This window comes from Acidobacteriota bacterium (assembly GCA_016716905.1).
Classification (GTDB): Bacteria; Acidobacteriota; Vicinamibacteria; order Vicinamibacterales; family SCN-69-37; genus SYFT01.
Genome location: JADJUS010000004.1, coordinates 163772 through 176177, shown reverse-complemented (window position 1 = coordinate 176177; position 12406 = coordinate 163772). Strand labels below are relative to the sequence as shown.

General features: G+C 63.8%; 13 protein-coding genes. 4 read left to right on the top strand and 9 right to left on the bottom strand.

Annotated elements, in window-relative coordinates; genetic code table 11:
- Nucleotides 1-52: 52 nt before the first annotated feature.
- Nucleotides 53-880 carry an ABC transporter substrate-binding protein gene (locus tag IPL75_04660; GenBank protein MBK9239553.1) on the bottom strand — a complete coding sequence of 276 codons (828 nt, stop codon included), beginning with the start codon at nucleotides 878-880 and terminating at the stop codon, nucleotides 53-55.
- Nucleotides 877-2025 carry a cysteine desulfurase gene (locus IPL75_04655; GenBank protein MBK9239552.1) on the bottom strand — a complete coding sequence of 383 codons (1149 nt, stop codon included), beginning with the start codon at nucleotides 2023-2025 and terminating at the stop codon, nucleotides 877-879. Before IPL75_04655 ends, IPL75_04660 begins: the two co-directional genes overlap by 4 nt.
- A gap of 37 nt (nucleotides 2026-2062) precedes the next feature.
- Here IPL75_04655 and IPL75_04650 point away from each other — a divergent pair, with 37 nt between their 5' ends.
- The 4 genes from IPL75_04650 to IPL75_04635 all read left to right on the top strand — a co-directional run bounded on the left by IPL75_04650 (nucleotide 2063) and on the right by IPL75_04635 (nucleotide 6181).
- Entirely contained in the window at nucleotides 2063-4063 is a 2001-nt protein-coding gene (locus tag IPL75_04650; protein MBK9239551.1) for a hypothetical protein, read from the top strand.
- Nucleotides 4026-4493 (top strand): hypothetical protein, encoded by a 468-nt coding sequence (locus tag IPL75_04645; GenBank protein ID MBK9239550.1) that lies wholly within the window; start codon nucleotides 4026-4028, stop codon nucleotides 4491-4493. Before IPL75_04650 ends, IPL75_04645 begins: the two co-directional genes overlap by 38 nt.
- Before the next feature lie 216 nt (nucleotides 4494-4709).
- A complete protein-coding gene (locus IPL75_04640) occupies nucleotides 4710-5165 on the top strand; it encodes a hypothetical protein (protein ID MBK9239549.1) in 456 nt (151 codons plus the stop codon).
- A gap of 149 nt (nucleotides 5166-5314) precedes the next feature.
- The gene (locus IPL75_04635; protein MBK9239548.1) at nucleotides 5315-6181 is read left to right on the top strand and encodes a hypothetical protein; all 867 of its coding nucleotides are present in this window, start codon (nucleotides 5315-5317) and stop codon (nucleotides 6179-6181) included.
- Here IPL75_04635 and IPL75_04630 read toward each other — a convergent pair whose 3' ends face one another.
- The 7 genes from IPL75_04630 to sufC are packed head-to-tail and all read right to left on the bottom strand — an operon-like array spanning nucleotide 6182 to nucleotide 12406.
- Nucleotides 6182-7117 carry a hypothetical protein gene (locus IPL75_04630; protein MBK9239547.1) on the bottom strand — a complete coding sequence of 312 codons (936 nt, stop codon included), beginning with the start codon at nucleotides 7115-7117 and terminating at the stop codon, nucleotides 6182-6184.
- On the bottom strand, nucleotides 7114-8151 hold the full coding sequence (locus IPL75_04625; protein MBK9239546.1) for a hypothetical protein: 1038 nt from the start codon (nucleotides 8149-8151) through the stop codon (nucleotides 7114-7116). Before IPL75_04625 ends, IPL75_04630 begins: the two co-directional genes overlap by 4 nt.
- A gap of 4 nt (nucleotides 8152-8155) precedes the next feature.
- The gene (locus IPL75_04620) at nucleotides 8156-8608 is read right to left on the bottom strand and encodes an SUF system NifU family Fe-S cluster assembly protein (GenBank protein MBK9239545.1); all 453 of its coding nucleotides are present in this window, start codon (nucleotides 8606-8608) and stop codon (nucleotides 8156-8158) included.
- Complete coding sequence (locus IPL75_04615; protein MBK9239544.1) at nucleotides 8608-9075, bottom strand: DUF59 domain-containing protein; 468 nt, start codon at nucleotides 9073-9075, stop codon at nucleotides 8608-8610. Before IPL75_04615 ends, IPL75_04620 begins: the two co-directional genes overlap by 1 nt.
- Before the next feature lie 9 nt (nucleotides 9076-9084).
- Nucleotides 9085-10299 carry a cysteine desulfurase gene (locus IPL75_04610; GenBank protein ID MBK9239543.1) on the bottom strand — a complete coding sequence of 405 codons (1215 nt, stop codon included), beginning with the start codon at nucleotides 10297-10299 and terminating at the stop codon, nucleotides 9085-9087.
- A 41-nt stretch (nucleotides 10300-10340) separates the two neighbouring features.
- Nucleotides 10341-11645 carry a Fe-S cluster assembly protein SufD gene (gene sufD, locus IPL75_04605; GenBank protein ID MBK9239542.1) on the bottom strand — a complete coding sequence of 435 codons (1305 nt, stop codon included), beginning with the start codon at nucleotides 11643-11645 and terminating at the stop codon, nucleotides 10341-10343.
- Between the two features lie 2 nt (nucleotides 11646-11647).
- Nucleotides 11648-12406, bottom strand: coding sequence for a Fe-S cluster assembly ATPase SufC (sufC, locus tag IPL75_04600; GenBank protein ID MBK9239541.1), 759 nt, complete (start codon nucleotides 12404-12406; stop codon nucleotides 11648-11650).

Genomic DNA, 12406 nt, shown 5'->3' with positions numbered 1-12406 from the left:
GGCTCGTCAAGAAGTGTGATGTTCGGAGGCCGGGTCTTCAGACCCGGCAGATTCAGACGAACTCGACCGGCACGCGATTCGGGATCAGTCCCTTTTCGAACGCCTCGTCGAAGAAGCGTTCCAGGGCCGCGCGGCCCCTGCTGCCGTAGTCGAGCGTGAGGGCGTTGACGTACATGCCCACGAACGTGTCGGTGTCTTTCTGGTCAAGGCCGCGACCGAACTGCTGCGCGTACTCCACGCCCGCCTCTCGATTGTTGAGCGCATACGCAATGCTGTCGTGCAGCATCGTCGACACGGTCCGCATCAATTCGGGTCCCATGTCGCGACGGATGATGTTGCCGCCAAGCGGCAGAGGCAACCCGCCCGTACGTTCAAACCACCACTCGCCCAGATCCACAATCTTCCGGAACCCTTCGGCCTGATACGTGAGCTGGCCCTCATGGATGAGCAACCCGGCGTCCACGCGGCCCTCGAGCACGGCCTGCTGGATTTCATCGAAGGGAATGACCTCATAGTCGAAGTCGGGGTCGTACATTTTCAGGGCGAGGAACGCCGTGGTCAGCAGTCCAGGCACGCCCACCTTGACGCCCTTCAGCGAATCCGACGGCAGCGGCCTGGTGGAGACCAGGATGGGGCCGTAGTTGTCGCCCATGCTTGAGCCGTGCGGCAGGAGCGCGTATTTGTCGAGCAGGTGCGCGTAGGCATGGAAGGACACGGCGGTCACTTCGTATTTGCCCTCGAACGCGGCCCGGTTCAAGGTTTCGATGTCCGAGAGAACCTGGTCTACCTCGATGCCCGGCACCTGCACGGCGCCGCTGGCCAAACCAAAAAACATGAACGCGTCATCGGAATCCGGACTGTGTGCAACGGTGATCTTCATTCAGCCTCGCGCAAGCGCCTGACCACAGCCGCGAATTTTTCGATGGCGTAGTCGATGTCGGCGTCGGTCGTGTGGCGACCGAGCCCAAACCTGATCGTAGCCGATGGCACATGGTCAGGTCCAAACAGCGCCAGCAGCACGTGTGATGGGGTGGCCGAGGCCGAGCTGCAGGCCGAGCCGGAAGAGACTGCGATGTCGGAGATGCCAATCATCAGCGACGACCCATCCACGCCCTCAAACCCGACGTGCAGGTTGTGCGGCAGGCGATGTTCCATCGACCCGCTCACCGTGACCCCGCCAATCTGTGTGCGCAAACCGTCCAGCAGGCGGTTGCGCAGTCCGGTGAGCCTCGCGCTTTCCACCGGCATGTCCCGCTTGTCGATAAGGCAGGCATACCCCAGGCCGACGATGCCGGGGACGTTGAGGGTGCCGGACCGCATGCCGCGCTCCTGGCCGCCCCCGATGATGAGCGGCGCCAGTTCGGTGCGGCGACGGATGTAGAGTGCGCCACAGCCCTTCGGGCCGTACATCTTGTGCCCGGTGAGCGAGAGCAAGTCCACCTGAGCCGCCTGCACATCCACGGGCACTTTCCCGACGGCCTGCGCGGCGTCCGTGTGGAAGAGCGCGCCCTTCGCGTGGGTGATGGCCGCGATCTCGGCCATGGGCTGCAACACGCCCACTTCGTTGTTGGCAGCCATGACACTGACGAGCGCGGTGGCATCTGTCACGGCATCGGCCAGCGCATTCAGGTCGAGCCGTCCGTCCGGTCCCACGGGCACCACGGTGCACGTCCAGCCCTGTTTCTCGAGGCTCTTGCAGCCCTCGAGCACAGACTTGTGCTCGATGGCGGAACACACCATGTGCCGGCGGCCTTCCGGAGCCGACGCCGCCACGCCCTTGATGGCGAAATTATTGGATTCGGTCGCGCCGCTCGTGAACGTAATCTCGCGCGCGGTGCCCCCGATGAGGGCCGCGACACGCCGCCGGGCCTCTTCCACAGCCTCCTGGGCCTTCCAGCCCCACTGGTGGCTTGAAGATGCGGGATTACCGAAGACTTCGGTAAAGTAAGGCAGCATGACCTCGAGGACCCGCGGGTCCACGGGCGTCGTGGCGTGATAGTCAAGGTAGACGGGCGGGCGCGACATCGCCCGGTAATATTACGAGATTTAGGTGAGGACACCCATGCGTCGTTTTCTGATTGGTAGTGTGCTGGCTGGAGCCGCGTTCGTCACCGCGGCGGGAATCGCAACGCCATGGGCTCAGGCCCCGGCGCGTATGGATGCGGACGGTCTTCTGAAGGCCTGGGGCACCTATCAGTCGATGCGCCAGGCCTCCCCGTACCGGAGCGCCACCTGGCAGTCGCTGGGCCCCACGAACATCAGCGGCCGCTCCACGGACGTGGCGGTGGTGGACGTCGCGGGCCAGCGGCACATTTACGCGGCCTACGCCACCAGCGGCGTCTGGAAGAGCGAGGATCACGGCAAATCGTGGCGCGCCGTCTTTGAACATGAGGCGTCCACGAGCATCGGCGATGTCGAAGTCGCCCCCTCAAACCCGAACATCGTCTGGGTCGGCACAGGCGAAGCCAACATCTTCCGAGCCTCCATGGCTGGCGTGGGCATCTACAAGTCCACAGATGCCGGCAAGACGTTCACGCACATGGGGCTGGCCGACACGCAGACCATTTCGCGCATCATCGTGCATCCCACCAATCCGGACATCGTGTGCGTGGCGGCGTCAGGCCACGAGTTGACTGACAACGCGATGCGCGGTGTATTCAAGACCACCGACGGCGGACGCAACTGGACCAAGGTGCACTACAAGAGCCCGCGCACGGGCGCGATCGATCTGGTGATGGATCCGACTGACCCGAACGTGTTGTACGCGGCCATGTGGCAGCGCATCCGTCGCAAGTGGAGTGACCCGCGCGTGGAGCCCGGCTACAACGAGGGCGGCGTGGTCAAGTCCACTGACGGTGGCCGGACGTGGCAGGACATGAGCCAGGGTCTGCCGGCGCCGCAGTTCCGCGGCCGCATCGGCATCGACATCGCGCGATCGAACCCCAATGTCCTTTATGCCTTCGTGGACAACTACGAAGAAGGCCGCGGACCGCAGGCCAACGAGCGCGATGCCTATGGACGCGCGATCACGAACGGCCGGATCAAAGCCGCCGAGATCTACCGCACCGACGACAAGGGCGCGACCTGGCGTAAGGTCAGTGAAAACAACAACTTCATGATTCAGCACTCAGGCACGTACGGATGGGTGTTTGGCCAGATTCGGGTGGATCCCGTCAACGAGAACACCATCTACACGCTGGGGCTGGGCATGAACCGGTCGATCGATGGCGGAAAGACGTTCAGCAACGCCACCGGCGCCTCCGTCAGCAACGTTGATGGCAGTTCTACGGGCGGTGTGCACGGAGACCACCACGGTCTCTGGATCGATCCGAAGGATCCGCTCAAGCTCTACAACTCCAACGACGGCGGCGTGTATCACTCGGTCGACGGCGGCAAGACCTGGGTGTTTGCCGTGTCGGCCGCAGGCGCGCAGTTCTACAACGTGTCGCTCGACACCACGCGTCCCTCGTCGTGGGCCTACGGCTCGATTCAGGACCATGGCAGTCGTCGCGGGCTCGTTGACGTATCCAAAGGCCGCGGCGCCATCCCGGCCGTGGCGTGGGAAGGCGCGCCCGGCGGTGAAGGCTCGAACCACTCCATCGACCCGACCAACCCGAACATCGTCTACACCCACGGCTTTTACGGCAACTTCAGCCGCACGGACCTCGGCGTGGCTGCCGCCGCACGAGGGCGAGGTCGTGGCGCCGGTGCAGCCACACCCGCTCAGCCGCCTGCGCCTCAGGGTCCGCAACGGGTGACGAACATTCAGCCTGAGAATCCGCCAGACGCGGAACTGCGCGCGCAGTGGATGGCGCCGATCATCATCTCGCCGCACGACAACACGATCATCTATGCGGGCTACCAGTCGGTCTACAAGTCCACAAGTCGCGGCGACAAGTGGGAGATCATGAGCCCGGACCTCACGAACAACAACGCCGCGGAGATGCTCATCAAGAATTCCAACGCCATCCCCTACCAGACCATCGTTGCCCTCGCCGAATCGCCACGAAAGGCCGGCCTCATACGTGGGGAGCGACGATGGACGGCTGCATACGACGATTGACAGCGGCAAGGAGTGGACCGAACTCACGAGCAAGTTGCCGGTGAGGAAGTGGTTCGCGGGACTGGTGCCCTCTCGCTATGCCGAGGGAACGGTTTACGTGGTGCAGCGCGGTCGTGAAGACGACGACTTCGCGGCGTATATCTACAAGTCCACAGACCACGGCCGGACGTTTACGAGCATTGTGAACAACATCCCCGCTGGCCCGGTGAACGTCATCCGCGAACATCCGACCAACGCGAACGTGTTGTTCGTTGGCACGGACTTCGGTGTGTTTGTGTCCACCAACGGTGGCGCGAAGTGGGAAGTGCTCGGCGGCAACTTGCCGTCCACGCAGGTGTCGGACTTGCAGTATCACCCTGTGGATCACGTGCTCGTCATCTCGACGTACGGGCGTGGGATGTACACGCTTGATGTCTCGGGGATTCGGTGAGCACTGAAAATGAGCTCGGAGGCGAATAGGATGGGTCGAACCTATTCGCCTCCGAGCTCATTTTCAGGCATTGCCTCATTGCCCCGTTGGCTCATTGGCTCATTACTTGTCGCGTCTGTTGCCTGCGCCGACCGCGGCGCGCCAGCGGCAGCGTCCCCGGCCGCCAGCTTCCTGACGTCCGTGGCCGCCATGTGTGGTCAGGCATATGCGGGACGGGTGGTCGCGAATGAGCCCGCTGCGCCCGATGACCCATTCGAAGGCAAGGCGCTGGTCATGCACGTGCGGACGTGCAACTCAGCAGAACAGGTGCTGGTGCCGTTTCACGTTGGCGAAGACCGTTCTCGCACGTGGGTGTTGACGCTGGTGACTGACCGCCTGCGGCTCAAACACGACCACCGCCATCAGGACGGGACGCCGGATACGGTCTCGATGTATGGCGGCGACTCGACCTCGCCAGGCACCGCGACCCGCCAGGAGTTCCCGGTGGATGACTTTTCGAAGGCCCTGTTCACCCGGGAGAATCGCGCCGTATCAAACACCAACGTCTGGGCCATGGAGATCGAGCCTGGAAAGATGTTTGCGTACGAACTCACGCGCCCCGGTCGCCGGTTTCGAGTGGAGTTCGACCTGACCACGCCAGTGCCGGTTCCGCCGGCACCCTGGGGGCAATAGAGTCCAGGGTCCAGAGTCCAGGGTCCAGAGCTTGCCTCGCCGTAGCCTTGGCGTAGGCGGGTCCAGGGCTTGCCTCGCGGAGGCGGGTCCAGGGAATCGCTGTTAGGCTTGACGTATCGGCCATCGGGCGGCCGGCTTGGAGGCCCCCTATGCGGCTCCTGCACAGCACGTTCGTTGGAACGGTCCTTGTTCTAGTTTTTGGGATCGCCGGCGCGGCGCCGGTTTTTGCCCAGCAATCCCCACCTGCGGCAGCCGATCTTCAGATCTACGAGGTGAAGACGACGGACGGAGCGCGGTATTACGGATACCTGCAGCTCGACACGCCCGATCGGGTGATCCTGCGGACACCAGGCGGGGCCATCATCGAATTGGCAAGGGCCAACATCGCGTCGATCACCGCGGGTAAGGGGGCGCTGGTCGGGAAGGAGTTCTTCAGGGAGGATCCGAATCCAACCCGGCTGTTTTTTGGGCCCACGGGCCGCTCCCTGAAAAGGGGCGAATCCTACTTCGGAATCTACGAAGCCGTCATGCCCTTCGTCCAGGTGGGCATCACCGACCGGTTGTCGATCGGCGGCGGCACGCCGCTGTTCTTTGGTGGCGGGGAGCACCCATTCTGGTTCACTCCAAAGTTCCAGCTGTACGAAGGAGATGGTGCCAGCGTCGCTGTCGGGGCCTTGCACTTCCTGAACGTCGGCGACGGCAACTTCGGTATCGCCTACGCCGCGGGCACATTCGGCTCGCGCAACGATGCGGTGACAGTGGGAGCGGGTTGGGCGTACGAAGTGTACGGGGAAGACAACACCGGGACCGCGATGCTGATGATCGGCGCCGAACGACGCCTGAGCCGCCGAATCAAGTTCATCACCGAAAACTATTTCATTGGCGGCGACGCCGTGATCTCAGGCGGCGTGCGCTTCCTCGGCGAATCACTATCGGCCGACATTGGTCTGCTCACGCCCCTCAGCACCGGCGAGGCGTTCGCGTTTCCGATCGTGAACTTCGTCTGGAAGTTCTAGTCACACGGCAGGGCGTGGCTTTGTGACCTCGTACCCACGGCGATGCCGGATCTCGAACGAACCTGACGGCACGGTGACGACGATGTCGTGCCAGCCATCCCTGGCGACGCCGGTTGGCACGTAACGAAGAAGGTAACGCGTTCTGAATTCCTCGAGCGCGGGTCCGAGCATCTTCTCCACATTGGCGCCGGGATCGACCTGATACAACCGGCCACCCGTTGCCTCTGCGATGGGCTTGAGCGGTGCGGCGGCCACACCGACGCCATACCGTACCCCACCCCTCTCACCGTTGGGCAACAGGTAAGAAAGCATGCCGGAGCCCAGGGCGACGATGTGCACGACGGTGTCGGTACGCAGCGCGACATTCAAGCGGCTCCGTTCGGGGACGAAGCTGCGGTCGTCAGTGCCGCCTGTGAGGCCGATGATCAACTGCCGCCGCCCAACTGCCGTCGGCTTGAGCATCATGGCCGCCGTGAGGCCATCGAGGATCGACGAACGGCCGGACCTCGGTTGCGGCTCTGCCCCCAGCATGACCTCGCCGTCGGCGGTCAGGATTCGAAGTGCATCTGCCGGCTGTATCAACCGGCGAACCTGTACGTTGGCAGCGTCGATCGAACTCTCAGCCGCTTGACTGCGGATTCCTGCAAACTGGCCTTGCGTATCGGTGAGGAGCGTAGAGAGGACCGCCTCGCGCTGGATCACCAGCGTCACGTCTATGTCCCCCGAATTCGTCCTGACGTCCCGGATGGCCTGGCGAACTCCATTGTCCGTGACCACGAAGTCGGCCGCCGACAGGCCAGTGACCGGCGACCTGCCTCGCATCACGGACACATCCACGAGCACTTCGTCGGCGTTGGAGCGAAATACGACCTGCCCGTGCAGGGCCATCCCTGAGAGCGCGGTGACCGCCGCCACGAACGCACACGCGCGCCTCATCGCAGCTGCCCCCGCATCGCCGTCCGGCGCACTTCCAGAAATCGGAAGTCACCAAGGAGAAACTCTTTCCACGGATCTGGCGGGCCCGCGCGTTCGGACAACGCCTCGGCAACGAGACGGTCGGCCTCCTCGCGTCCGCCAGTGGCAAACACCATGGACGCAAGGGCCAATTTTGCAGCCTTGCCATTGGCCTGCAGGCTCACTGCGGTTCGGTACGCGAGCTGAGCATCGCCGATGCGACCTGCGGCTTCGAGGCTCCGACCCGAGACCAACGCGGTCATGTAGCGCAGCCAGGGGTCGTCCGACATGGTCTCGACGGTGGCGAGAAGCGACAACGCTTCGCCATGCTGGTCCCAGGTCGAGAGAAGCGCAGCCTGGCGCAGCGTCGCCTCGGCACGGACGGACTCGTGTTGGCGCGCGGCCTCAAACAGCTTCACCGCGTCGCGCATGCTCGCGCGGCCCATCCTGCTGCGTTGGGTGAACCACATGTCGTTGTCTGCGGGACCGGTCATTGTCGGTTGCACTTGCGTGGCCTCACGCCAGGAGGTGCGTTCGCCGGGCATCGCCCGGATCAGGGCCATGCGACCTTCATCGAATCGCCCGCGAATATGCTTCAGATGATCGCCGACGGAGATGACTGACGCGTAACGCGCGGAGAGCACCGAAAGCGCCATGCCCTGCCACGCTGCTTCAAACTGTCCCTGAGGCGGAAGCTGTCTGACAGCCTTGCAGGCGTCTTCAAACAGTTCAACTTCGGGCCCGGTCCGGGCCGTCAGTGCCTTGTGCTGAAGCGCAGCGTCGGCGGTTTCGAGAAGAAAGGCCGCCTTCGCCTCGGGCGGCCAGGCCACGCCCTCGCGGGCGATCTGTTTTCGAAGAATGCCAAAGTCCCGGACGCGTGCCAGTTGTGCCGTGAACGCCTCGAACTGACCCTGCCGGTAGAGATTGAAGAGCCCGGCAGCTGTCGGTTCAGCGGACTGAGCCACTCCGATCGCTTGTGACAGGAAGAGGCCGAGCAGGACGGCACCCCTCAGCACAGGCCTACTCCGTTTTGGCGGGTACGGGTGCGTTCGTGAGCGCGGCCTTGAGCGTATGCCAGGCGAGCGACGCGCATTTGACGCGCGCGGGAAACTCGCGGACACCGGCAAGCACAGCAAGTTTGCCGACGGCTTCCTCGTCTACCGGTTGGTCGATGGGTGTGGTCACCATCTGGTGGAACTTGTCGAACAGTTCAGTCGCCTCATCAATCGTGTGGCCTTTGACCGCGTCGGTCATGAGCGAGGCAGACGACTTCGAAATGGCGCACCCGGAGCCCTCGAACGCGATTCCCGTAATGCGATCGCCCTCGACCTTGAGTGACAGCGTCAGCTTGTCGCCACCCAGGGGTTGGTGCCCCTTTGCCGACTGGGTGGCGTCGGGCAGCGGCCCGTAGTTGCGCGGCCGGCGATTGTGGTCGAGGATGACCTCCTGATAGAGGTCGTTGAGGTCTTGCATCAGAAGAATCCCAGCGTGAGCTTCGCGGCTTCCGACATGCGCTCTTTCGTCCAGGCGGGCTCCCAGACAATCTCGACTTTCGCGTCGGTGATGCCGGGAATGGCTTTCACCTTGAATCCCACCTCGAGCGGCAGCTGCTGCGCCGACGGGCATGCCGGGCTGGTCAGCGTCATGTTGATGAGCGCGCGCTTCTCGGCGTCCACGATGATGTCGTAGATGAGGCCCAGCTCATAGATATCGACCGGGATCTCCGGGTCGTAGACGGTCTTGATCGCTTCCACAATCTTGCCCTGGAACTCCGCCGTCTGCTCGGTGTCGAGAGGCCCCACCTGCAACGCGTCGTGCGTCGTCTCGGGCTTCGGGCTGGTTAATGCCTCGGACGTCCAGGCGTCGGGGGCCGTGAATGGCGTCTGCGACACGGCCGCGTCTTCCGCCTGGTCCTTCTTGCCCGTGAGAAATGAAAACATGCCCATGCCTTACCCTAGCAGTTGACGGACGCGATCGAGCGCCACCACGAGCGCGTCGATTTCGTCCGTCGTGTTGTACATCGCCAGCGACGCGCGAGCCGTCGCCGGAATCCCGAAGCGGTCCATTACGGGCTGCGCGCAGTGATGCCCGGTCCGAATCGCCACACCCTCGCGGTCCACGATCGTCCCGATATCGTGAGGGTGCAGATCGTCCATCACAAACGACACGACACTGGCTTTACGCCGTGCGGTGCCGATGATCGTCAGGCCCGGCACGGCGGAGAGCCGAGCGGTGGCGTACGCGAGCAGCGCGGATTCGTGCGCGCCGATGGCGTCAAAGCCGATGCCGCGGACAAACTCGATGGCTGCGCCCAGTCCGATGGCATCCGCAATGTTCGGTGTGCCGGCTTCGAACTTGTACGGCAGCTCGTTCCACTCGCTCTTCTCGAAGGTGACCGAACTGATCATGTCGCCGCCGCCAAGGAACGGCGGGCAGGCTTGAAGGAGCGACTCCCGGCCATACAACACACCGATGCCGGTGGGGCCATACACCTTGTGGCCGGTGAACACGTAGAAGTCGGGGTCCAGCGCCTGCACGTCCACGGCCATGTGGTACGCCGCCTGTGACCCGTCGATGAGCACCGTGGCGCCCACCCGCCTGGCCGCCGCGATCATGTCCTCAACCGGATTGATCGTGCCGAGTGCATTGGAGAGATGCACCACCGCCAGCATCTTCGTTCTGGGCGTCAGGAGTTTCGCGAATTCCTCGAGGATCACGTCGCCGCGATCGTCGATCGGCGCCACCTTGAGGATGGCGCCTGTCCGCGCGCAGGCCATCTGCCACGGGACAATATTTGAATGGTGCTCCATCGCGGTGATGAGCACCTCGTCGCCCGGCTTCAGTTGCCAGTCGCCCCACGCCCGGGCCACCAGATTGATGCTCTCGGTGGCGTTGCGCGTGAAAATGATCTCGCGTTCACTCCGGGCGTTCAGGAACCGCTGCACGCTGCGGCGGGCCGCCTCGTAGGACGCGGTCGCCCGTTCGCTGAGGGTGTGCACGCCCCGGTGGACGTTGGCGTTGTCGCGCTCGTAGTAATGGCGCAAAGCGTCCAGCACCACCTGCGGCTTCTGGGTTGTCGCGGCATTGTCGAGATACGCGAGTGGCTTGCCGTGCACCAGCTGATGCAACGCGGGGAACTGCTCGCGCACCGCCACCACATCCAGGGGTGCTGGCGTCGGTGACGCGGCGTGAGCGGCGTGAGGGGTCATGCCGGCAGGTGCAGTTTCTCGACCAGGACCTCTTCGAGACGGTCTCGCACGGCGTCGTGTTTGATCCCGTTGAGGACATCACTGGCAAACGCGTGAATGAGCATGTTGCGCGCATCCTGCACGCCGATGCCACGAGCGCGCAGGTAGAACAGCTGGTCGGCGTCGAGTTGGCCGATGGCGGCTCCATGCGTACACTTCACATCGTCGGCAAAAATTTCGAGCTGAGGCTTGGTGTTGATCGAGGCCTCGTCTGAGAGCAGCAGGGCTTTGTTGGTCTGTTTCGCGTCGGTCTTCTGGGCGTCGGGCCGCACGATGATCTTGCCGTTGAACACCGCTTTGGCGCGTCCGGTCAGGATGCCTTTGTAGACTTCGTGACTCGGGCAGTGCGGCATCGCGTGGTCGATGGTGGTGTGCGTGTCCACGAGTGTCTCGCCGTCGGCCACGTAGAGGCCGTTGAGCGTGCACTCGGCGCCGTCTCCCGCAAGTGTGGCCGTGATGTCGTTGCGCGCGATGCGCCCGCCGAACGTGATGGCCTGCGACGTAAACGTACTGGCGCGGTGCAAGTGCACGAACGTGCTGGCCATGTGGAAGGCCTCGGCCGTTTCGCGCTGCACCTTGACGTGGTCCACCATGGCTCCGGGGCCCAGCAGGACCTCGGTCACGGCGGTGGTCAGCACCGGCGCGGCGCCAACTCCCGCGTAGTTCTCCACGATGGATGACTGCGATTGCTCACCGGCGACAACGAAGAGGCGCGGAGCCACGAGGCCAGGATCGGCGCCTGGTGCCGAGACGAAGAGCACATGGATGGGCTCGGTCACCACGGCCTTCGGGGCGATGTGGATGAAGACACCGCCTTCGCAGAAGGCCGTGTTCAGCAAGACAAACGGATGGTCGCTCTTGAGGCTCGGGCCTTCCAGGGGCGGCTGGTCGGTCATCGCTTCAGCCATGCCGGACACAGTGACGCCCGCCGGCAGGTTCTCGAGCGACGAGAGTTCAGAAGACAGCCGGCCATTCACCACCACGGCCTGCATGGCGAACCGTGTCTTGAAGAGGAACGGCTCGAGATCGGCCGTCGTCACCCTGGGGCCGCCGGTGACGCGCCGGAAACTGGTGGCGGCAATCGCGGCCACGTTCGTGAACTTCCACTCTTCGTCGCGCGTGGTCGGGAAGCCTCGCGCGATGAACCGGGCAAAGGCCGAGGACCGCGCGGTGCGGAGCCACTCGGGTCCAAAGGCCGGTGATTCGCGGAATGCCTCGAAGTCGGCCGCGTAAGTCTCGTGACGCTCGGCTACCTGCGGCATGGCTACGCCCGGGCTCCGGCCACGGCATCCACCCAGCCGTACCCCTTGTCTTCAAGCTCCAGCGCCAGTTCCTTGCCGCCCGACTTCACGATGCGGCCGCCGCTGAGCACGTGCACGAAATCCGGCACGATGTAGTCGAGCAGGCGCTGATAGTGCGTGACCACGATGATGGCGCGCTCCGGGCTGCGCAGCGCGTTGACGCCATTGGCGACAATGCGGAGGGCGTCGATGTCGAGGCCGGAATCGGTCTCGTCGAGAATCGCCAGCTTCGGTTCGAGCACCGCCATCTGGAAGATCTCGTTGCGCTTTTTCTCACCGCCCGAGAATCCCTCGTTGACCGCGCGGTGCAGCATCGACTGATCCATCTCGAGGAGCTTCGCCTTTTCGCGGATCACCTGGAGGAACTCGACGGCGTCCAGTTCCTGCAGTCCACGGTGCTTGCGCACGGCATTGAGCGCGGCCTTCAGGAAGTAGGAGTTGTTGACGCCTGGAATTTCCACCGGATACTGGAACGCCATGAACACGCCTTCACGGGCGCGCTCCTCGGGGTCCATGTCCAGCAGGTCCTTGCCGTCGTAGGCCACCGTGCCGCCCGTGGCCTCATAGCCGGGGTGGCCGCAGAGGATACGGGCCAGCGTGCTCTTGCCCGAGCCGTTGGGCCCCATGATGGCGTGCACTTCGCCAGGGTTGACCGACAAACTCAGGCCCTTGAGGATTTCCTTGTCCTCGACCCTGACACGCAGATCCGAAATCTCGAGCAA